At 73.2% G+C, this 20,533-nt stretch carries 15 protein-coding genes and 1 CRISPR repeat array; of the genes, 6 read left to right on the forward strand and 9 right to left on the reverse strand.

Going from position 1 to position 20,533, the window contains the following annotated elements:
• Positions 1-203: 203 nt before the first annotated feature.
• The 5 genes from AB0917_RS00070 to AB0917_RS00090 all read right to left on the reverse strand — a co-directional run bounded on the left by AB0917_RS00070 (position 204) and on the right by AB0917_RS00090 (position 10,337).
• Positions 204-2,048 (reverse strand): BTAD domain-containing putative transcriptional regulator, encoded by a 1,845-nt coding sequence (locus tag AB0917_RS00070; protein WP_366817129.1) that lies wholly within the window; start codon positions 2,046-2,048, stop codon positions 204-206.
• A gap of 353 nt (positions 2,049-2,401) precedes the next feature.
• A complete protein-coding gene (locus AB0917_RS00075) occupies positions 2,402-5,317 on the reverse strand; it encodes an AAA family ATPase (RefSeq protein WP_366817130.1) in 2,916 nt (971 codons plus the stop codon).
• Between the two features lie 71 nt (positions 5,318-5,388).
• Entirely contained in the window at positions 5,389-5,583 is a 195-nt protein-coding gene (locus AB0917_RS00080; RefSeq protein WP_366817131.1) for a hypothetical protein, read from the reverse strand.
• 311 nt (positions 5,584-5,894) lie between these two features.
• Positions 5,895-8,978 carry a type 2 lanthipeptide synthetase LanM family protein gene (locus AB0917_RS00085; protein ID WP_366817132.1) on the reverse strand — a complete coding sequence of 1,028 codons (3,084 nt, stop codon included), beginning with the start codon at positions 8,976-8,978 and terminating at the stop codon, positions 5,895-5,897.
• Between the two features lie 282 nt (positions 8,979-9,260).
• Positions 9,261-10,337: a LacI family DNA-binding transcriptional regulator gene (locus AB0917_RS00090; RefSeq protein ID WP_366817133.1), complete on the reverse strand. Its 1,077-nt coding sequence runs from the start codon at positions 10,335-10,337 to the stop codon at positions 9,261-9,263.
• 109 nt (positions 10,338-10,446) lie between these two features.
• On the opposite strand from AB0917_RS00090, the gene AB0917_RS00095 reads away from it, so the two are divergent.
• Genes AB0917_RS00095 through AB0917_RS00105 form a run of 3 tightly spaced genes read left to right on the forward strand, consistent with a single transcriptional unit; the run spans position 10,447 to position 13,579 of the window.
• Positions 10,447-11,598, forward strand: coding sequence for a Gfo/Idh/MocA family oxidoreductase (locus tag AB0917_RS00095; RefSeq protein ID WP_366817134.1), 1,152 nt, complete (start codon positions 10,447-10,449; stop codon positions 11,596-11,598).
• Positions 11,595-12,749, forward strand: a complete 1,155-nt coding sequence (locus AB0917_RS00100; RefSeq protein ID WP_366817135.1) for a dihydrodipicolinate synthase family protein — start codon at positions 11,595-11,597, stop codon at positions 12,747-12,749. The genes AB0917_RS00095 and AB0917_RS00100 overlap by 4 nt, the downstream gene beginning before the upstream one ends.
• Positions 12,746-13,579 carry a sugar phosphate isomerase/epimerase family protein gene (locus AB0917_RS00105; protein ID WP_366817136.1) on the forward strand — a complete coding sequence of 278 codons (834 nt, stop codon included), beginning with the start codon at positions 12,746-12,748 and terminating at the stop codon, positions 13,577-13,579. The genes AB0917_RS00100 and AB0917_RS00105 overlap by 4 nt, the downstream gene beginning before the upstream one ends.
• Before the next feature lie 293 nt (positions 13,580-13,872).
• Here the strand turns inward: AB0917_RS00105 and AB0917_RS00110 are convergent, their stop codons facing one another.
• Together AB0917_RS00110 and AB0917_RS00115 are read right to left on the reverse strand one after the other, a co-directional pair.
• The gene (locus AB0917_RS00110) at positions 13,873-14,292 is read right to left on the reverse strand and encodes an RNHCP domain-containing protein (RefSeq protein WP_366817137.1); all 420 of its coding nucleotides are present in this window, start codon (positions 14,290-14,292) and stop codon (positions 13,873-13,875) included.
• Between the two features lie 64 nt (positions 14,293-14,356).
• Positions 14,357-14,698, reverse strand: coding sequence for an RNHCP domain-containing protein (locus AB0917_RS00115; RefSeq protein ID WP_366817265.1), 342 nt, complete (start codon positions 14,696-14,698; stop codon positions 14,357-14,359).
• An 810-nt stretch (positions 14,699-15,508) separates the two neighbouring features.
• Here AB0917_RS00115 and AB0917_RS00120 point away from each other — a divergent pair.
• Positions 15,509-16,012: a TspO/MBR family protein gene (locus tag AB0917_RS00120; RefSeq protein ID WP_366817138.1), complete on the forward strand. Its 504-nt coding sequence runs from the start codon at positions 15,509-15,511 to the stop codon at positions 16,010-16,012.
• Between the two features lie 229 nt (positions 16,013-16,241).
• Positions 16,242-16,508 (forward strand): hypothetical protein, encoded by a 267-nt coding sequence (locus tag AB0917_RS00125; protein ID WP_366817139.1) that lies wholly within the window; start codon positions 16,242-16,244, stop codon positions 16,506-16,508.
• A gap of 54 nt (positions 16,509-16,562) precedes the next feature.
• On the opposite strand, the gene AB0917_RS00130 is transcribed toward AB0917_RS00125, so the two are convergent.
• On the reverse strand, positions 16,563-17,015 hold the full coding sequence (locus AB0917_RS00130) for a MarR family winged helix-turn-helix transcriptional regulator (protein ID WP_366817140.1): 453 nt from the start codon (positions 17,013-17,015) through the stop codon (positions 16,563-16,565).
• A 142-nt stretch (positions 17,016-17,157) separates the two neighbouring features.
• Between AB0917_RS00130 and AB0917_RS00135 the strand changes: the two genes are divergently transcribed.
• Positions 17,158-18,402 (forward strand): amidohydrolase family protein, encoded by a 1,245-nt coding sequence (locus AB0917_RS00135; protein ID WP_366817141.1) that lies wholly within the window; start codon positions 17,158-17,160, stop codon positions 18,400-18,402.
• A gap of 101 nt (positions 18,403-18,503) precedes the next feature.
• A CRISPR array of direct repeats spans positions 18,504-18,825; the repeat unit is 29 nt; unit sequence CGGAACACCCCCGCCTGCGCGGGGACCAC.
• A 908-nt stretch (positions 18,826-19,733) separates the two neighbouring features.
• On the opposite strand, the gene AB0917_RS00140 is transcribed toward AB0917_RS00135, so the two are convergent.
• Positions 19,734-20,447 (reverse strand): VOC family protein, encoded by a 714-nt coding sequence (locus tag AB0917_RS00140; protein ID WP_366817142.1) that lies wholly within the window; start codon positions 20,445-20,447, stop codon positions 19,734-19,736.
• Positions 20,448-20,533: the final 86 nt, after the last annotated feature.

Genomic DNA, 20,533 nt, shown 5'->3' on the forward strand with positions numbered 1-20,533 from the left:
GGCCCTGGGGAGCGGAGAGCGGAGAGCTGAGAGAGAGCGGGGGCCGGGAACCGTACGGTCCCGACCCCCGCTTCCCGGTGCCCCGGCCTCCGGGGCACCGGCTCTATGCCCCCCGGGCTCCTGAGGTCCCGGCTCTACGGCCCCCGGGCTCCCGAGGCTCCGCCCTCCGCAGCCCCCACCCCCACCCCCACCCCCGCCCCCCTCTACGCGCCCTCCTGCTCGCGGGCGTACAGACAGAGCAGCCGCGGCACTTGGTACAGCGCGGCGTGCGCGGTGACTTCCCCCGTCGGTGAGGTCACCGCCCCCGCGTCGATCAGCGACTCGACGGTACGGATCGCGGTCCGCTCCCCGCACTCCAGCGCCTCCATCGCCCCGTCCAGGGTGAAGCCGCCCTCCTGCGCGGGCCCGGCCAGCCGCGCCAGCGCCCGCCGGTCGTCCGCCCTCAGGTCCTGCCAGCCGGACGCCATCCGCAGCCGTACGGAGACGTCCCCGGCGACCAGCTCGTCCAGGGCGGCCGACGGATCGCCGAGTCGGTCCGCGTACTCCGCCAGCGGCAGATGGCGCAGGACCGCCAGCCGCATCCCGCTCACCCCCACCGCCAGCGGCAGCGCGCCGCAGGCCCGTACGATCCGCAGGGCCGCCGCCGGGTCGGTCCGCAGCCGGCCCGGCCCGATCAGCCTGCCCAGCAGCTCCAGGGCCTCCCCGTCCGCCAGGGCGGCCAGGGCGATCCGGTGCACGGGGGCCAGGCCCGCCAGCTGCCCGCGCGCGGTGAGCACCACCGAGGACGGCCCGGACCGGGGCAGCAGCCCCCGTACGAAAGCCTCGTCCGGTACGTCGTCCAGGACGACCAGCGCCCGGTGCTGCGACAGCCACCGCTGCCAGGCGTCCTCCGCCCCCTGGGGGACCGCCGCCGCCGGGCCCCCCTCCGGCCCGGCCGGCGCCGCCGGGACCGCCGGCACGCTCACGCCGCACAACGCGCCCAGCTCGCCCAGGACTTCGGCCGGAGTGCGGGCCGAGCCGTCCTCGCGCCGGACCTGGACGTGGAACCGTCCGTCGGGGAAGCTCTCGCCGAGCAGGTGGGCCGCCCGGAGGGCCAGCGCCGACTTGCCGGAGCCCGCGGGCCCCGACACGATGACCACCCGTTCGTCGGAGGAGTCCGACAGGGCGAGCAGGTCCCGCAGTTCCTCGCGCCGGCCGCTGAAGTGGCTCGGCGCGGCGGGCAGCGCCGCATCGCGTGGGGTGTCCCGGGCGGCGGGGGGCCGGTGGGTGCGGCCCCGGCCCAGCATCGCTTGGTACAGGGCCGCCATCGCCGCACTCGGCTCCAGCCCCAACTCGCGGGCCAGCAACTGCCGGTAGTCGTCGTAGACCGCCAGCGCCTCGGCCTGCCGCCCGGACTGGTGCAGCGAGTTCATCCAGGCCACCCGCAGCCGCTCCCGCAGCGGGTGGCGCTCGACCAGGTCGCGCAGGCCGTCCACCGCGACGGCGGCCCGGCCGAGCTCGATCTCGGTCTCGGCCCAGTCCTCGTACACGGTCAGGCAGCGGGCCTCCAGCCGCTCGGCCTCCTCCGCCACCCCGGTGGAGTCCCGCAGGTCGTTCAGCGGCGGCCCCTCCCACAGGTCCAGCGCCTCCCGCAGCAGCCGGGCGGCGCTGCGCAGGTCACCGCGCCCGGCGGCGGCCCGCCCGGCGCGGGCCAGGGACCGGAAGCGCAGGGTGTCCAGCTCGCCCTCGTCGATGGTGAGCCGGTAGCCGCCGCAGCCGTGGACGACCCGGTCCCCGCCGTCGGTGCCGCCGAGCAGGGCGCGGGCCGCGCTCACGTACACCTGGAGGTTCTTGCGGGCGGTACGAGGAGGGTCGTCGGGCCACACCGCGTCGGTCAACACGTCCACGGAGACCGGGGTGTTGGGCCGGGAGAGCAGGGTGGCCAGGACGAGGCGCTGTTTGCGCGGGCCGAGGGGGAGCGGGCGGCCGTCCCGCCTGGCGGTGAGGGGGCCGAGCAGCGAGAAGTACACCGCGCCGGCGGGGGCCGGACGGGCGGGAGGTCGGGTCATCAGCGGGCCTCCGGAAGCGGGGACGGGCGGCAGACTGCCGTACGCACACCCCGATCCTCCGTGCCGCACGGCCACCGGCACATCGGGGGAGTGCCCGCATGTTCCGCCCGTACACCCGACCGAAACCGGCCTGTGCCCCCATGTTGTGGGGGCACGCCCGGAGGTTCCCGGCGGCTCGGCGCCCGTCGGCACCCATTGGTGCCCGTCGGCACCCGTCGGCGCGCACCGCGCCCACCGCGCCCACCGCGCCCACCGCGCCCACCGGCGCCCGCCAGGGCGCTCGCCTCGGCTCGTCGGCCGACTCGGAGCCCCGGCTGCCTCGGCCGCCTCGGAGCCCCGGCCGGTTTCCGGCGTCAGGCCGGCTCCACCGCGCACTCCGCCGCGAACTCGCACAGCGCCGAGCGGTCCGCCCGCCCGGTCTTGCTGAGCAGGCTGGCCATGTGCTTCTCCACCGTGCGCGGCGAGATGGAGAGCCGCCGGGCGATCTGCTGGTTGCCCGGCCGCTCCGGGAGCAGCACGAACACCTCGTACTCCCGCGGGGTCACCCCGCTCGTCCGCAGCGACAGGGGGATACGGTCCCAGCCGCCCCGGTGCTGGGTGACGCTCGCCCCCGCCTGCCGCAGGGCCGCCCGGCACGCGGAGGCGACCGGCTGCACCCCGACCCCGTAGAAGAACTCCTCGGCCCGCCGCAGCCAGGCGACCGGCTCGCCCCACCCGTCGGCGCGGGCCGCGTCGGCGACCAGGCGCAGGCCGAGGTGGCGGGCGACCGGGAAGGGCGTGGCGCGGGCGTCGAAGGAGGCCACCAGGCGGGCGGCCCCGCTGCGGTCGCCGGCCCGGCCCAGCAGCACCGCCTCCGCCAGCTCCAAAAACTGCCCGTTCCAGGCCAGTTGGGCGCCGGGTGAGGCGCGTACGGTCGCGAACTCCGCCCGGTCCGCCGCCCCCGCCAGCACCCGCAGGAGGGGGCGCAGCCCGTAACTCCCGCTCAGGTAGAAGTAGCTGGGGTGGTCCCGTTCCCAGGCCTGCACCGCGTCCAGCCCTTCCAGCGCACGGTCGCGGTCCTCCTCGAGGAGTGCGCCGATCGCCTTGCACAGTCCCAACTGGTGCGGCACGAGGAGCGATTGCTCGCCGCCCGCCCGCCGGAACGTGGCCAGGGAGCGGTCCATGTCCCGCCGCCGCCCCCGGTGCGCGGCCATCGTGGCGGCGGAGAGGAGCAGATAGCGGTGGGCGGAGAGATTGCCGACCCGGGCACTGGCCTCCAGCGAACGGTCGATGATCTCCTGCGCCTCGTCCCAACGGGCGCACAGCACCGCGTTCATGGCGAGCAGCCCGTCCACCGTCTGCGTCAGCAGCAGCGCACCCAGCTCCGTGGCCGCGGCCCGTGCCGAGCGCAGCCGGGAGGCGTCCCCGGTCCGCATGAAGGCGTTGGCCCCGAGCCGCACCAGGGCCTCCACCCGCCAGACGGGCAGGTCGTGGTCGGTGGAGAGCGCGAGCATCCGCTCCAGGCAGGCGTCCGCCGCGTCGAACCCCTTCTCCCGCAGCAGCAGCGCCAGCAACTGCCAGGCCTGGCAGGCGACGACGGGCAGCCCCTCGGCCTCGGCGACCTCCGCGGCCTCCCGGGCGTCCTGCTCGGTCTCGGCGGGGCAGCGGTGCTCCTGCCCGGGAAGCAGGGCGAGATGGGCGTCGGCGACGGCGAGCGCGGCCCGCCGGCCGGGTACCGGATCGTGGCCGAGCAGGGTGCGGGCGGCCTCGATCTGGCGGGCCGCGTCGGCCGCCCGCTCGGCCATCACCGCCACCCAGGCGATCTTGATGTGGACCTCGCCGCGCCGGTCGGCGGCCTCGGTGCGCGCCGGGACCGGCGGCAGCGTCTCGGCCAGCTCCAGCGCGGCGTCCAGGTCGCCGCCCTCGGCGCGGGCGACCGCCAGGGACTCGGCGATGGCGGCCCGGTCCGGGTCGGCGGCCAGGGGGCAGGCCCGCTCCAGCAGCACCACGGCCGAACCGTGGGCCCCCGAGGCGAGCATCCGTCTCCCGGCCTCCGCGAACCGCAGTGCGGCGCCCGCCCGGTTGCCCGCGGCCAGGTGGAGGGAGGCGACAAGCTGCTGGCCGTCCTCGTCGAGCGGATGGCCGGAGTGCTCGATGGCCCCGGCGGCACGGCGGGCGAGCGAGGCGCGCTCGGCCGGGGCGAGCGAGGAGATCAGCGCCTCGGCGGTCAGCGAGTGGCGGAAGGCGTAACGGTCGGGGGCGGCGCCGTCGGGGGCGATCACACCCGCCTCCACGGCGGAGCGCAGATGGGTGAAGAGGGCCCGGTCCTCGAAACCGGTGACGGTCTGAAGGACGGAGACCGAGAACTGGCCGCCCAGGGTGGCCGCCGCGAGTAAGAGGTCCCGCACCGGTTCGTCCAGCCGGTCGAGTCTGCGCGTCCAGCTCCGCACGATGCCCGAAGGGACCGGTCCGCCGGGGTGCTCGGCCGCCACCCAGCCGCCTTCCGACCGGCGCAACTGGCCGGTGTCGAGCAGGTCCGCCAGCAGCACTTCCACCAAGTACGGGTTGCCGCCCGCGCGTTCGGCCAGCCGCTGGTGCACCACCGGAGGTATCTCCTCGGGCGCCGCCTCCAGACACGCACCGGTCAGCATCCGCATCTGCTCGTCGGCGAGCGGCTTCAACTCCCGTACACCGGCGGCATGTCGGCGCTCTGCGGACCGTACGAGATCGAGCGCGGCCCCCGCCTCCGGGCGCAGGGTCCCCAGGAGCAGGATCGGCAGATCGGCGAGGTTGTCGATGACGTACTCGACCACCGCGACGGTCTCCGTGTCGCTGTCGTGGAGGTCCTCCAGCAGGATCGAGCAGCCGGACTCCCGCCCCAGCACGGACAGCAGTCGCAGCAGCGCCTCCGCCAGCTCGACGACGGTCTCCGGATAGCCGGGGGAGGCCTCCTGGCGCCACTCGGGGACCAGCCGGGCCAACGCCGGGTGGTACGGCGCCAGCTCGGGGTCGGTCGGCGTGCCGGCGGCCCGGAAGCGGGAGGAGAGCGCTTCGACCAGTGGCCGGAACGGGACGACGAGACCGGTCGACGTGGCCCGGCCGCGCAGCACGGGCATGCCGAGTCCGTAGGCCCGGTAGGCGCACTCGCCCACCAGCCGCGACTTACCGATCCCCGCCTCGCCGAGGAAGAACAGGGCGCGCCCCGAACGCCGTCGCACGGCGTCCAGGGCGCTGCTCAGCAGGCCGATCTCCTCGTCCCGCCCGACGATGACCGGCGAAGTGGCTCGCATGGCCGCAGGCTACTTGAGTCGTAACTCATGCGGCAGTGCCCCAATACGCCGCAATGCGGGTGGATCCGTGGCTAAAGGGGGAGCATGGTGGTCCACGGCAGGTCGATGGTGTTGCCGCTCTCGCCCTCCGAGGCGCTGAGGAGTCTGCTGCGCATCCCCAGCCCCCCGCCGATCCCGAGGGTGACCTGCCCGGCCGGGTGGTCGTACGTGCCCTCGTGGGCGAGCTCGCCGGATCCCCGCATCGTCGATTCGCTGATGTGCGTCATCTCTGCCTCATTCTCTGCTGGGTGCTGAATCCTGGACGGAATGGCCGCTGAACAGAAGATTTCTGACGGTAGGTCAATAACGGAAGAGGTGTGGCATGGGTGCGGACGGAAGGGCTGAGGAAAGGTGATGGAAGGGCTGGAAGGGGCTGTGGACAGGGGCTGCGGAACGGGCTGGAGGGGCTGAGAGGGAGCTGGATCCGGAGCTGGATGTGGGGCTGGGGCTGGGAAGGGAGTGAGAAGGGGTCGGGGAGGGGGCGAGAAGGGGTTGGGAAGGGGCTGGAAGGGACTGATGCCGGCCGCAGGGTGTGCGGCTACGCGGCCCCCGCGGACGGATGGAGCAGCAGCGCGGAGCCGATCCGGTCGGGGAACCCCGCCCGGAGCAGTCCGTGCCCGATCCCCGACAGGCCGGTGAGCAGCCCCGGGTGCGGTACGTGTCCGGGGGTCCCGCAGCGCGGCCCCTCCCGGTCGGCGGCGGCCAGCAGGGTCCCGGCCCGGCGCACCCAGGGGGTGCGGTCGCCGGTGAGGGCGCTGTGGCCGAGCAGTTCGAGCAGGCCGAGCTCGCCGTGGCAGAGGCTGTCGTCCGCGAGCGGGTCGCCGTCCGCCAGCTCACCGGTCAGCTTCGCCAGCCGGCCGGACAGCTCCGGATCGTCGAGCGCGTCCGGGCTGTCCGCGACCGCGAGGGCCACCCCGGCTCCCCCCTCGCACCAGGCCCGGCCCCCCGTCGCCTCGGCGGTCGCCCGGCGCAGGGCCCGCAGCCCCGCCGTACGGTACTGCTCACCGCCCCCCGCCGCGGCGAAGCGCAGCAGCGCCCACCCGATGCCCGCGGCCCCCTCCGCGAACCCCCCGGCCGACGGGAGCGGTGCGACGCGGAGCCGCTCGGCGCAGCGCTCGGCCCCCCGCCACGCCTCGGTCCGGCCCGTGGTGCGGTACACCGCGAGCAGGGAGACCAGCCCGCCGGCCGCCCCGCCGCGCACCCCGTACCCGTCCTCGGCGGCGCTCGCCGCACAGGCCAGCCGGGTGGCCGGGCCCGCCAGGTCCACCACCGTACGGTCGCCGAGCAGCGAACCCACCTCGGCCAGGGCGTACGCGATGCCGCCGAGGCCCGCGAAGGCACCCGAGCCCAGCACCGCGAGGTCGTCCACCCGGCCGTGCAGGGCGTCCAGCAGCCCGGGGACCGGGGCCAGCGCCTCGCGGGCCGCCTCGGCGTACCGGTCGGCGCCGGTGAGGGCGGCGAGCTGGGCGAGGAAGAGCGCGGGGCCGGTGTAGCCGCTCGCGAGGTCGGCCGCCATCGGGGCGAGCCGCCAGTAGCGTTCGCCGAGCAGCTCCAGGCCGATCCAGTTGGTGCGGCCCTCGTGCCGGTAGGCCAGGGAGACGAGCTGGTCGCCCACCGACCGTGCGGCGGACAGGAGTTGCTCCGGCTCGGGGGCCGTCGCCGCTGTCCGGGCCCGCGCGCCGCCCCCCGCCCGGTGCGGCGGTTCGGGGGAGGTGGACACCATGGCGGCCCGGATGATCCGTTCCTGGTCCTGGCGGTCCACCGTGTCCATGGCCCGCACCTTGGCCTCGACCCGGGCCAGCCCGGTGGGCCCCGGGAGGGCCGGGACCCCGCGCCCGGTGCCGCTCCACAGGTCGGTGGAGCCGGGCCGGGCCAGGAAGACCGGCACATCGCCGGCCCACAGCTCCTCGATCTCCTCGTCCTCCAGGCCGGGCAGCGCGGGCATGCCCAGGGTGGGGGTGCGCAGCAGGGAGAGGACCTGGTGGCGTTCGGCGGCGTCCCGCATCAGGTCGGGGTGGGTCGACTCGTCGAGCAGGGTGGTGTACGTCCAGGTCGGCCGGGGCACGACCCGTACCTCGTCCTGCGCGAAGTCGGTCAACAGGCCGCGCTTGCCGAGCAGTTCGTCGCGGTAGTCGCTGATGGCGGTGTAGCCGACGCGGAACCCCTCGCAGAGGGAGTCGGTGTACGCGGACGGATCGGCCGCGACCCCTTCCAGCCGGGGCCGGTTGGCGGACTCGGTGAACCGCGCGGAGCGCCGTACCAGCCGCATGGTGTCCGTGCCCGCACCCGCCCAGTCGGCGGTCTCGATGGGGGAGGAGGCGGCCCGGCCGCCACCGATCGCGGAGACGTCGAGCGCGGCCTCGTCGCCGACCAGCAGCTGGGGCAGCAGCCCGACGCGGTGGGCCGAGGCGTGCAGGGCGCGGGCGGCGGGGTCGGCGGAGTGCGCCTGGGAGAGCGGCGGGTGGAACAGGGTCTCCACATCCACCAGGACCGGGTGCGGCCCGCAGGCGATCAGGTTCTCCTGGTGCAGATCGGTCCCGTCCAGCAGATGGAGCAGGGCCAGCAGCGCGCCCTGGCGCCGGTAGAAGAGATGGGTCTCCGCCGGTGAGGTGCAGGGCCGCTCCTCGACGAACTCCACCCACCCGTAGTCGCCCCGGTCCAGCACCCGCAGCGCCCGCAGGGACGGCGTCCCGGGCAGCGAACCGAACCATTCCACCAGGGAGTTGAAGTGCCGGTGCGCCGCGAGCGGGCGCGGCTTGTAGACCAGCCGGGTGCCGTCGGTGAACCGCAGCAGCATCACCGAGCGGCCCCCGCGGTGACTGTCACCGGCGCCGCACTCGACCCCGGTCAGCGCCCCGGGCCCCCGCCCGGCGACGAGTGCCCCCGCCCCCGGCCCCCGCTCGCCCAGCACACCGGAGGCGGCCAGCAGCTCCCGGTCGTCGGCGAGCCTGCCGAGCATCTCGGTGAAGGCGTCGGACGCGGCCAGGCTGGTGCGCGCCAGGATGCGGGCCAGTACGGGATAGGAGGTGAGGAGGGCCGCGAGCCCGTCGCGCCCCGCCGTCAGCCGCAGGAAGTGCCGGAACCGCTCCTCGGGCCCCTTCCCGGTCAGCCGCCCCGCCCGCCGGGCCGTGTGCAGCTCCAGTACGAGGGTGCGCGCCGCGAGCCGGGCCAGCCGCCGGACCAGGTGGGACCGGAAGTCCTCCAGTACGGGGGCGAGCCCGACGGCGGTCCCGGCCCGTACGGCGTTGTTCGACGGCGAGGTCAGCAGCCGCCCGGCGGCCCGCTCGGCGAACGGGGCCACGACGAGGGCGAATCCGGTGAGCCCCGGGTAGTCCTGCTCGGCGACGAGGGCCTCGGGCGGCGCGTCGGCGATGACGTCCCGGACGAAGGCCGCCCAGTCGGGCTCCCCCATGGGCGGCTCCCCGACGACTCCGGGGAGCCACCAGGGGCCGGCGTGGGCGGTGGGGCGGGGGCTCGTGCCGATGCCCGTGGTGGTGCGGGCGCCCCCGCCGGTGGTGTGCGAGCCGTTCGTGCGCACCACCCCGGCGGCCCCGTTCATGCTGGGGGGAGCGAGACGGGCAGCGGCCCCCGTACCGCCGCTGCCGATCAGTTCCTTCTCCACCGCACCTCCCAGGTTCGCAAGCGGCCCACCGGACCGCTCGCGAACCATCCTGGCGGGGGAGGCGTTCGGGGCGCATGGGGGAGTTGCCCCCATCTTTCGCACCCCGGCCCGCAGAGGCCTCAGGCGCAGCGGGTCTCCGGCGGGGAGGCCAGGGAACCTCACCCCGCCCGGGGCGGGGCTGGGGGCCTCCGGGTCAGCGTCTTTCCCACGGGGAGGTCACGGGGGCCTCACGCCACGCGGGGCGGAGCCGTCCGCCTCCGGTCGGCGGTCCTCCGGCGGGGCCTACCCCCGCCGGGGCGGAGCCGTCGACCCCCGGATCATCAACTCGGCCGCGATGGTGGCGATTCCGCCGGGCGGCGGGTTCTCCTTGCCCATGGCGAGCCGGCCCGCCCGCGCGCCCGCCTCGATGAGCGGCAGCCGTACGGTCGTCAGCGCCGGAACGGCGTCCACCGAGAACGGCAGGTCGTCGAAGCCCGCCACCGAGATGTCCTGCGGGATGCGCAGCCCCTGGTCCCGTACGGCGGCGCAGGCGCCCAGCGCCACGGTGTCGTTGGCGGCGACGACGGCGCTCACGCCCGGGTCCCGGCGCAGTATCTCGAGGGTGGCCTCGTACCCGGAGCGCCGGTCGTAGGGCCCGTGCACGGTGAGCCGTTCCTCCTCCCCGGGCCCCGTGTCGAGCCCCGCACTCCGCATGGCCTCACGGTGGCCCTCCAGCCGGTGGCGGGTGGTGGTCCGCTCGGGGGGCCCGGCGACGTAGCCGATCCTGCGGTGGCCCAGCGAGATCAGGTGCTCGGTGAGGCGCCGGCCGCCGCCCCGGTTGTCGAAGGCGAGCGCGGCGACGAGCGCGTCCCCCTCGGGGAGCGGGGGGCGCCCGCAGAAGACGATCCGGGTGCCGGCGTCGGCGAGCTTGCCCAGCTTCGCGGCCATCGCGGCCTGGTGCGCCGGGTTCTCGACCGCGCCCCCGGTGAGGACGACGGCGGCGGCGCGCTGGCGCTGGAGGAGGGTGAGATAGGTGAGCTCGCGCTCGGGGAGGCCGCCGGTGTTGCAGATGACGGCCAGCTTCTCGCCGCCCGCCCGCCCGGAACCGTCCCCGGGCCCCCCGATCTGGCTCTGCGCGGCCCCCGCCATGATCCCGAAGAAGGGGTCGGCGATGTCGTTGACCAGGATGCCGACCAGGTCCGAGGTGGCGGCCGCCAGTGAGCTGGCGGGCCCGTTGAGCACGTAGTCCAGGTCGTCCACCGCGCGCAGGACCCGCTCCCGGGTCGACGCGGCGACCGGGTAGTTGCCGTTCAGCACGCGGGAGACGGTGGCCGGGGACACCCGGGCGCGGGCCGCCACGTCCGCCAGGGTGACTGTCATCGCTGTCCTCCGTGAGGTACCGGGCGGCCACCTCTTGTCCGGCCGCTGTCGGCAGGCTAGCGTCATCTCGTATAGAAAGCGCTTGCTACGGCTGTATGGAGGGAACTTCGTGACACGCAGGACAGTGCGCATCGCCATGAACGGCGTGACGGGTCGCATGGGATACCGGCAGCATCTGGTGCGTTCGATCCTCGCGATCCGCGAGCAGGGCGGCCTGGACCTCGGCGACGGCGAGGTGCTCTGGCCCGAGCCCGTCCTCGTCGGCCGCCGCGCCCACGCCCTGGAGGAGCTGGCGGCCCGGCACGGGCTGACCGAGTGGTCGACGGACCTGGACGCGGTGCTCGCGGACGACACGGTCGACGTCTACTTCGACGCCCAGGTCACCTCGGCCCGGGTGGAGGCGATCAAGAAGGCCGTCGCCGCGGGCAAGCACATCTACACCGAGAAGCCCACGGCCACGGACGTCGAGGGCGCCCTCGACCTGGCCCGCCTGGCCCGGGACGCGGGCATCAAGCACGGAGTGGTCCAGGACAAGATCTTCCTGCCCGGCCTGGTGAAGCTGAAGCGCCTGATAGATGGCGGATTCTTCGGCGAAATCCTGTCCATCCGGGGGGAGTTCGGCTACTGGGTCTTCGAGGGCGACTGGCAGGAGGCCCAGCGCCCCTCGTGGAACTACCGCGCGGAGGACGGCGGCGGCATCGTCGTCGACATGTTCCCGCACTGGGAGTACGTGCTCCACGAGCTGTTCGGCCAGGTCACCTCCGTAACGGCCCATGTGCAGACGCACGTTCCGCAGCGCTGGGACGAGCACGGCAAGCCGTACGCGGCGACCGCCGACGACGCGGCGTACGGGATCTTCCAGCTGGCGGGCGGGGCGGTCGCGCAGATCAACTCCTCCTGGACGGTACGGGTCAACCGCGACGAGCTGGTGGAGTTCCAGGTCGACGGTACGCACGGCTCCGCCGTGGCGGGCCTGCGCAACTGCCGCGTACAGCACCGGTCCTCGACCCCCAAGCCCGTCTGGAACCCGGACCTCCCGGTCACGGAACCGTTCCGCGACCAGTGGCAGGAGATCCCGGACAACCAGGAGTTCGACAACGGCTTCAAGGCGCAGTGGGAGCTGTTCCTGCGCCATGTGGTCCTGGACGAGCCGTACACCTGGGACCTGCTGGCGGGCGCGCGAGGCGTCCAACTGGCCGAGCTGGGCCTGAAGTCGTCGGCGGAGGGCCGCCGCTTCGAGGTCCCGGAGCTGACGCTGTGACGGCGGCCGTCCCCCTGCCCCAGGGCCCGTACACCCCCCGCACCACCCCGCTGGACCTGGCCCCCACCGGGCTCCCGCCCACCTCCCGTACGGTCTTCTCGGCGGCCCACGTGGTCGCCGACCCGTACGCGGACATCAGCCCGGACGACCCGGCGGCCGTCGACTGGGAGTCCACGCTCGCCTTCCGCCGCCACCTCTGGGCGCACGGCCTGGGCGTGGCGGAGGCGATGGACACCGCGCAGCGCGGGATGGGCCTGGACTGGGCGGGCGCGGCCGAACTGATCCGCCGCTCGGCGGCGGAGGCGAAGGCGGTGGGCGGCAGGATCGCCTGCGGCGTGGGCACGGATCAGTTGCCGCTGACCACCGAACCGACACTGGCACAGGTCAGGGCGGCCTACGAGGAGCAACTGGCCCTGGCCGAGGCGAACGGCGTACAGCCGATCCTGATGGCATCGCGGGCGCTGGCCCGCGCGGCACAGGGCCCGGAGGACTACCTCGCCACCTACGCCCACCTCCTGCGCCAGACCTCCGAGCCGGTGATCCTGCACTGGCTGGGCCCGATGTTCGATCCGGCGCTGGAGGGTTACTGGGGCAGCGCCGACCTGGACGAGGCCACCGACACGTTCCTGAAGGTCGTCGCCGAACACCCGGACAAGGTCGACGGCATCAAGATCTCGCTCCTGGACGCGGCCCGCGAGATCGACGTACGCCGCCGCCTCCCGAGCGGGGTGCGCTGCTACACGGGCGACGACTTCAACTACCCGGAGCTGATCGCGGGCGGCGAACGGGGCTTCAGCCACGCGCTGTTGGGCATCTTCGACCCGCTGGGTCCACTGGCGGCGCACGCGGTACGGGTGCTGGACACGGGGGATGTGGCAGGCTTCCGTGCTCTGCTCGACCCCACGGTCGAACTCTCCCGCCACCTCTTCCAGCCCCCCACCCGCTTCTACAAGACGGGCGTGGTGTTCCTGGCCTGGCTGGCAGGCCACCAGGGCCACTTCACGATGGCGGGCGGCCTCCAGTCGGCCCGCTCGCTGCCGCACCTGGCGAAGGCGTACGAACTGGCCGACACCCTGGGCCTGTTCCCCGACCCGGAGCTGGCGGCGCACCGGATGCGAGCGCTTCTCGCGGTCCACGGAGGAACACGATGAACGATCAGCTGTCCCGCCTCTCGCTCAACCAGGAGACCGTCAAGCAGTGGTCGCTGCCCGAGCTGACGGAGGGCTGCGTCAAGGCGGGCATCGGCCATGTAGGCCTGTGGCGGGCGCCGGTGCAGGAGTACGGCGTGGAGCGCACGGCCCGGCTCCTCTCGGACGCCGGCCTCACCGTCACCAGCCTCTGCCGGGGCGGCTTCTTCACCGCCCTGGACCCCGAGGAGCGGGCCCGCGCCCTGGACGACAACCGCCGGGCGGTGGACGAGGCGGCGGCCCTGTCCACGGACACCCTGGTCCTGGTCTCCGGCGGCCTCCCGCCCGGCAGCCGCGACCTGTACGGCGCCCGCGAACGGGTGGGCGAGGCGCTGGCCGAACTCGCCCCGTACGCGGCCGAACGCGGCGTACGCCTGGCGATCGAACCGCTGCACCCGATGTTCGCGTCGGACCGCTGCGTGGTCTCCACCCTCGCCCAGGCCCTGGACCTGGCGGAACGCTTCCCGGCCGAGCAGGTCGGGGTGGTCGTCGACACGTACCACGTCTGGTGGGACGACCAGGCGCCCGCCCAGATCGCCCGCGCCGGGGCGGGCGGCCGCATCCACTCCTTCCAGCTGGCCGACTGGATCACCCCGCTTCCGGCGGGAGTTCTGCTCGGCCGGGGCCAACTGGGCGACGGGAGCGTGGACTTCCGGGCGTTCCGTACGCAAGTGGAGTCGGCGGGCTTCGACGGCCCGATCGAGGTGGAGATCTTCAACGAGGCGCTGTGGGCCCGGGACGGTGCGGAAGCACTGGCTGAGGTGGTCGAACGCTACGTACGACATGCCTGCTGAGGGCCCTGCGCGAAGCCGAGCGTAAAGAGATCGCAAAGGGCTGCAACCTTTGCGTACCCTCCCGGGTCACACATGGCGTCGGGACTTCCGGGGAGGGGTCCGGGGGGAACGGGAAGGCCCGACGGGGGGAAAGCGAGGGGGGTCCGGCCGTGTGGCCGGGCCCCATTTCGCGTTTCTGGTTCGCTTTTCCGGGCCGTGCTGTGGGGCGTGCTTCGGGGTTGTGCTCTGGGGCCGTGCTGTGGCAACGAGCCCCGCGCCGAGGGCCGCCCGGCGGTCACCGGACGGCCCCCGGATCACAGCGCCAGCATGACCCGCGCGGGGATACCGGCGTCCGCGAGCGGCCGCAGCGCCAGCCGGATCAGCGCCAGAGCGTTGTCGTCGCCCGCGATGCGGTTGGCGCTGAGTTCGCCGCAGGTCAGGCAGTGGTGGATGAGCATCCACTCCCCGTCCTGCCGTACGGACAGGCTCAGCGCCGTCATCCGCCCACCGCAGCCCGCCGACCGGTCACCCGGTATCCGCCGGTCCACGTGCAGGCTGACGAGGCAGGACGGGCAGTGGTTGCGATGGGAGGTGCCCGGCGCGACCACGGACACGTCGAGCCGGCAGCCGACGCACCGGAACGCGTCGCCGCGCGCCCCGGCCGGCCCGTGGAGCACGTCCTTGGTCCGCTGGGGGCGGCGCTGCCCGGCCCGTCGGGGTCTGCGCCGCGTCACGGTCGCCTCCCCGGTCGCTCCGCGTTCCGTCGCGGCCGCGGCCGTCGCGGCTGTCGGGCCCGGTTCACAGGTCACCGAACGCTTCGAGCGGGAAGGGCGGCTGTGCCAGTGGGCGCACGGCCATCCGCATCAGGATCAGCTGGTTGTCGTCCCCGCAGACCGGGTTCGAGGTCAGCTCGTCGCAACGGGTGCAGCGATGGACGACCATCCAGTCACCGGTGCGCAGCACCGCGATGGAGATCGGTGCCATCCGGCCCTCGCAGTCGGAGGGGCCGCCCTCCACGTGGTCGACGAGGTGCTGGGAGTGCAGGCAGCTGGGGCAGTGGTTGCGCCGGCTGCCGTCGGGCGCGAACACGGCGACGGTCAGTCCGCAGCGAACGCAGGTGAAGGTGTCCAGGGAGGACATGGCTGAGCGGTGGTGGGGGTTGTCGTGTGACACCCGGATACTCCTTGCCGAAGGTGAGGAACGAAGCAGCAGGGAAGTACCGAGCACCCCTCGTATCGCAGGGCGTGAAGAGGGCCGGAGAGCGTGGAGAAGGGCCGGAGGCCGTGGTGCGTCAGCAGACGGTGAACGTACGGCCGCACACGCGGTCAGGCCCGCTCGCCCCGGCGCCACAGACGCGACGAGGGAGGCTCGGAATCACTGGCCGGGGCATACATCAACTGCTTTCCAGGGCGCACGGCCCACAGGTCACCTGCGGTCGGCACCGCGGCGGAGGTGCGAGCACCGTAACAACAGGCCCGGAAGGCGGACCACCGAATTACGCCCGCCCGCCCCAATCCCTGCCGACCCCGGCCAAGCCCCACCGACCCCGGCCAAGCCCCGCCGACGCCCGCCCAAGCCCCGTCGCCCAAGTCCCGTCGACGCCCGCAGGCCCCCGCCGGCGCCGCTCCGTCCCCGCTCCGGGTGAAGGGCACCGAGCGGGGTACCCGTCGCCATGCGGCACGCCACCTTCAACGCATCCGCCGGCCCGAAGAACATTCCGAACACCACCAGATCCCCCCGGCCCCCCGATCACCTCCGCCCCCCCCGGGTCAGCCTCCGCCCCTCGATCATCTGCGCCCCCCCGGGTCAGCCTCCGCCCCCCGATCATCTCCGCCCCCCGGGGTCAGCCTCCGCCCCCGGATCACCCTCAGAGCCCCCGATCCCCTCCGAGCACCCCCGGTTCACCCCCTGAGCGCCCCCGAACGTCACCCGAAAAACAGGAGTACGCCCGTGCCACCGACGACCCCCACTGCCGGAGCGGCACCGTCCCGCCGGAGGAGCTGGCTCACGCTCCTGCTGCTGCTCGTCCTCTGCTACGCCGTCGCCGCTGCCGGAGCGGTCGCGACAGGTGACGCGGGCAGCACCTACGCCGCCCTGGACAAGCCCGCCTGGGCGCCGCCCGGGTGGCTCTTCGGCCCGGTGTGGACGGTCCTGTACGGGATGATCGCGGTGGCGGGCTGGCTCGTCGCCCGCCACCCCGGCCCTGGCCGCCGGCCGGCGCTCGTGGCCTGGGGCGTGCAGTTGGCGCTCAACGCGCTGTGGACCCCACTGTTCTTCGCCGCCGAGCAGTACGGTGCGGCCTTCCTGGACATCTGCCTGCTGCTGGCGGCAGTCGTGGCCACCGCGCTGCTCTCCGCCCGGGTGGACCGGCGCGCGGCCTGGCTGCTGGCGCCGTACCTGCTGTGGGTCGGCTACGCGGCGGCGCTGAACCTGGCGCTCTGGCTGGCCAACTGACCTCTCCGAGAGGCCGTGCCGGCCTGCCCCGTAACGGGTCGTACGCGAAATCGGGTGACGGCTCAACACGCGTCGACAGCGTCCCATGGCGCCCGGCAGAGCGGCAGTCCGTGCCGAGCAGCGAGAGGCGGCCCGCCCCCCGAACGGCTGCCGGTGCACCCGGCGGGGCCTCCGGGCAACTGCGGCCACCACGGTGACTGGGCGGCCGACGCCGGGGTATCCGGCGCACATGGCCCTCATGAAGCGTGTAGCTCTCGCCCCTCGCGCTGTACGTCAGCTGCGGCGCGTCCGGTCGGTGTACCTCGGCGGAATGGCGCTCTCCCTGCTGGGGCTGGTCCTCCAGGCGGACCGCCATGTGGGTGGTCGGCAGACGGAGATCGTGGCGGTCATCCTCGTGGCGTTCACGGCCCTGTTCGCGCTGACGGTCGTCCAGCTGTGGCGCCACACGCGGACCGATCACTGCAGCACGGCGAAGAAGCTGACTCCGTCCACCTGAAGCAGAGTGCGTTGCGAAGCACAGTGCGTTGCAAGGGGCGCAGACCGGACGGGATTACAGCGCCTGTCGCTTGCGGAATGCGGCACTGGCTTCCACGTACTTGTGCAGCAGCCGGGCGAACTGGAGTCGTTCGGAGTCGGGCCAGTCGGCGGTGACGCGTTCGAAGGCATCGCGCTGGCTCCGCGCGAACTGTTTCCGCAGGGCCTGACCTTCGGGTGTGACGTGCAGGACGGTGCGCCGCCCGTCGGCCTGGGACGCCGCGCGCAGCAGATACCCCGCGGCGATGCAGTCCGAGACCATGCGACTGGCGACGGACGGGTCGGCCTTGAGCTCCTCGGCCACCGCTCCCACCGTTATTTCGCCGGGAGTGTCAGCCACGATGTTGAGAACGAGGTTGCGGGAGATGTCCTTGCGGCCGGCCGGTGCATGCGGGCGCAGTCGCGAGAACGAGGGGCCGATGCCGTCCAGCAGCGTCTCCGTGCTCTCTTCTCCGCCGTCTGAGGTCATGGTCACCACGATAAGCGAAACCCGCCTCGTCACACATGCGCATGCCATCAGTCATATGTATGCTGTACTGCATATGAATTTCCTGGATGCCCGGTGGCGGGATCACCGGTGGCAGACGCCGACGAAACAAAGGAACGCGACCATGACCATCACCGCCATCATCGACGCACAGGTCTTCGACGGAGATCAGGTGCTGGAGGAGACCACCGTCGTGATCGACGGACCACGGATCGTCTCCGTCGGCGGCGAGATCCCCGAAAGCGCTGAGGTGGTCGACGCCGGTGGTGGCACGGTCTTGCCTGGGCTGTTCGATGCCCATGTGCACACCAGTGCGGACTCCCTGGCGCTGGCGCTGCGATTCGGGGTGACGACCGAGCTGGAGATGCAGGGCATGAACACCCGCGACAATCGCGCGCACATCAGCGAGAACGACAGCCTGGCCGACGTGCGCTCGGCGGGGTTCGGCATCACCCCGCCCGGTGGCCACCCCGACGAGCTGATGCCCGAGGGTTTCCGCCCCGGCCCCCTGCCCGGCAAGGGTGGAAGGCCGGGCTCCGGCGCGCCCGCCGGGCCGCCCTTCAAGCCCCTGAGCACCACCCCGGAGGAAGCCGTCGCCTTCGTCCCCCAGCTGGTCGAGCGCGGTTCGGACTACATCAAGTTCATGGTCGACGACGGCAGCATCGAGGGGCACCCGGGCCTGCCCATGCTCGACCAGGCCACCTTGAACGCAGGTGTCGCCGAGGCGCACCGCCACGGCATGCTCACCGTGGCCCACGCCCTGACCGTCGACGCGACCCGGATGGCGATCGAGGCCGGTATCGACGGCCTGGCCCACCTGTTCATGGACCAGCCGCACACCGACGAGATCATCTCCATGATCAAGAACTCCGGGGCCTTCGTCGTTCCCTGCGTGGTCCTGAACGCCTCCATGATGGGCATCACCGGAGCAGCCCTGGCCGACGACCCCCGCGTGGCCTCACGCCTGGACCAGGACTGGACCGCCACCCTGCGCAGCAGCTTCAACCACTACCCGCAGGGCAGGCTCGACCACGTCCTGGGCTCCGTCAAGGCCCTGCACGACGCCGGAGTCGACGTCCTGTGCGGTACGGATGTGTCCATGGCACTGCCCTTCCTGGGCGGCATGGCCCACGGCGCCAGCGTCCACCACGAACTCCAGTACCTCGTCCAGGCCGGCCTCACTCCCTTGCAGGCACTCCGCACGGCCACCGCCACCCCGGCCCGACGCTTCGCCCTGACGGACCGCGGCCGCATCGCACCAGGCCTGCGCGCCGACCTGCTCCTGGTCGACGGCGACCCCACCACCACGATCTCCGACACCCTCAACACCCGAGCCATCTGGCGCCGCGGCACCCGACTCGCGGCCTGACCACGCACCGGGGCGGGGGATGCCGTATGGCTGCCCAGGGCGGCCCACCCCCCCGCAGACAGGGAATCACGCAGCCGTGAACGGCATCGCGGCCGAGCGCACCGGAACATGCCTGCTGCGCGGGGACCACGGGAACGGCTCGGGCGCGGGCGGAACACCCCCGCCTCCGCGGGGACCACAACATGGCGTCGACCTTGGTCGAGCCGGTCGCCGGAACACCCCCGCCTGCGCGGGGACCCCCTGAGCCTGGAGTGCGCCGACGTGCGGGGCTGCGGAACACCCCCGCCTGCGCGGGGACCACCAGCTGAGCAACGATGAGTGCCTGAACCAGCTCGGAACACCCCCGCCTGCGCGGGGACCACCAGGTCCTCCAGCTCCGGGGCGAGCGCCCGGACGGAACACCCCCGCCTGCGCGGGGACCACTCTTCCTGACCTGCAGGTTTATGGGGGCATTGCCATTCCTTGACTCATGGCTGCATAGCTCACTCCTACATAGTGACAGAGCGAAAACCGCCAGGGCCGACACAAGCCCGCCGTGCCGAGTGAGCCGCCCGCGTCGGCTCCCGCAAGGTGTCACGGAGCCAAGCGCATGTGCCTCGCAGTGTGTCGGGTCGGTCGGTTGATGATCCTCGCCTCTCACTCACCAGGCCCCGGGACGACGCCGCGTCATGTCGTACGGGTGATGAACGGACCATCCAGTCATGAGCCTCAACACCCGGTCATACGATGGGCGTCCGCGCCGATCCTGGGAGCCACCATGTCGGATCACACCCCGGACTATCCGCCGAAGACCCCGCCCCCGCCGAAGCGTCCGGCCTCCCCGCCGCGCCCGGAGACGCGCCTTGTGGGTACGGCACGTGCCCGGATGCTGGTTCGGAACCGGCGGTCCGCGAACTGGCTTATGGAGTCCGCCTCTTGGTCACCGGCGAAGGCGTCGGGCCATGTGATCGCCCGGCTGCACGAGTGGGGCTACCGAGAAGCGGACCGGGTCGCGACGGAGTTGACGGAGCTGTTGGTGCGGACTGCGGTCGCGGACGGCGGCCGTCGAGTGTCCGTTCACCTCGCTGACCAGGGACGGCAGGCGCTGCTAGTGGCTCTGTCGCACCGGCCAGTGCGTACCGTCGCAGATCACACGGTCCTGCCGGAACTCACTCGGCTGGGCGCGGTGTCGTGCGGGACGGACACGGCGGAGGACGGCCGGCGGGTGTGGGCGGTGCTTGACCTGTAGATGCCTCGCGCCGGGACCACCAAGCGCCGCAGGTCACGCCGTGGTACACCCGCCCCGACGAAGCTCGGAGGTCAAGCCAGCCGACCCCGCCCCCGCCCCCGGCTCAACCCCGCAGATCTCTCAACCGGGCAAGAGCGTCATGCGCCGTCTCCCGCTCCTCGGCGCCGAGTTGAACCGATTCGGCCTCCTCCAGCCAGCCCCGGGCCCCCTCCGCATCACCCAGCCGCTGCGCGATGTCCCCGCGTAGGACGAGCAGTTGCACCCTCTGAACCGGAGTCGGCTGCTCGTCCTCCAGGTTCAGCACCCGGTCGATGATCTTGGCGGCCCCCGGGAAGTCCTGCTTGGAGTCCGCGAACAGGTCCGCCATGTGCAACGCGCGGGCGAACGTCTCCTTCGGTGCGGTGGTGGGCTCCTCGGCGCTGTCGTCGCTGATCACCTGGCCCACCCGGATCGTGTTGCCGGTCGGATCGGTCGTCAGGAACTGCCGTACCCCGTACGACATGTCCTTCAGCGGGCCGATGCGCGGCAGCCCGCGCGTGGGGATGCGCCCGTACGCCGCCTTGAGGCCCGTCCGGAACGCGGCGTGCAGGCCGTCGACGTCCTCGGTGAGCACGTAGCAGCTCGAATGCGACGTGCTGGGGTCGTAGTCCTTCATGCCGTACAGCTGGATCTCGACGGTTCCCCGTTCGACCACCGCGTACGCGTACGGGCTCTTCTGCATGTGCGTCGTCTCGAAGCCCAGGGCTGTGTAGAAGTCGACCACGGACTGGATCAGTTCCGTCCGGCAAGGCAGCAGCGGGATGGTCTTCTCGGTCATAACCCAACTCTAGTCAAATTTGAATAGGTGGGCAATGAGGCATGACAACGGCCCCGTCAGGTCGATGACCGTGACGGGGCCGCTGG

The sequence above is a fragment of the Streptomyces sp. NPDC007346 genome (assembly GCF_040703535.1).
GTDB lineage: Bacteria > Actinomycetota > Actinomycetes > Streptomycetales > Streptomycetaceae > Streptomyces.

What these genes read in the sequence shown, in the direction of transcription:
- AB0917_RS00090 (WP_366817133.1), bottom strand. Translation starts at nt 10,337, where the DNA reads ATGACAGTCACCCTGGCGGACGTGGCGGCCCGCGCCCGGGTGTCCCCG.
- AB0917_RS00115 (WP_366817265.1), bottom strand. Translation starts at nt 14,698, where the DNA reads ATGTCCTCCCTGGACACCTTCACCTGCGTTCGCTGCGGACTGACCGTC.
- AB0917_RS00080 (WP_366817131.1), bottom strand. Translation starts at nt 5,583, where the DNA reads ATGACGCACATCAGCGAATCGACGATGCGGGGATCCGGCGAGCTCGCC.
- AB0917_RS00140 (WP_366817142.1), bottom strand. Translation starts at nt 20,447, where the DNA reads ATGACCGAGAAGACCATCCCGCTGCTGCCTTGCCGGACGGAACTGATC.
- AB0917_RS00075 (WP_366817130.1), bottom strand. Translation starts at nt 5,317, where the DNA reads ATGCGAGCCACTTCGCCGGTCATCGTCGGGCGGGACGAGGAGATCGGC.
- AB0917_RS00105 (WP_366817136.1), top strand. Translation starts at nt 12,746, where the DNA reads ATGAACGATCAGCTGTCCCGCCTCTCGCTCAACCAGGAGACCGTCAAG.
- AB0917_RS00130 (WP_366817140.1), bottom strand. Translation starts at nt 17,015, where the DNA reads ATGACCTCAGACGGCGGAGAAGAGAGCACGGAGACGCTGCTGGACGGC.
- AB0917_RS00070 (WP_366817129.1), bottom strand. Translation starts at nt 2,048, where the DNA reads ATGACCCGACCTCCCGCCCGTCCGGCCCCCGCCGGCGCGGTGTACTTC.
- AB0917_RS00135 (WP_366817141.1), top strand. Translation starts at nt 17,158, where the DNA reads ATGACCATCACCGCCATCATCGACGCACAGGTCTTCGACGGAGATCAG.
- AB0917_RS00125 (WP_366817139.1), top strand. Translation starts at nt 16,242, where the DNA reads ATGGCCCTCATGAAGCGTGTAGCTCTCGCCCCTCGCGCTGTACGTCAG.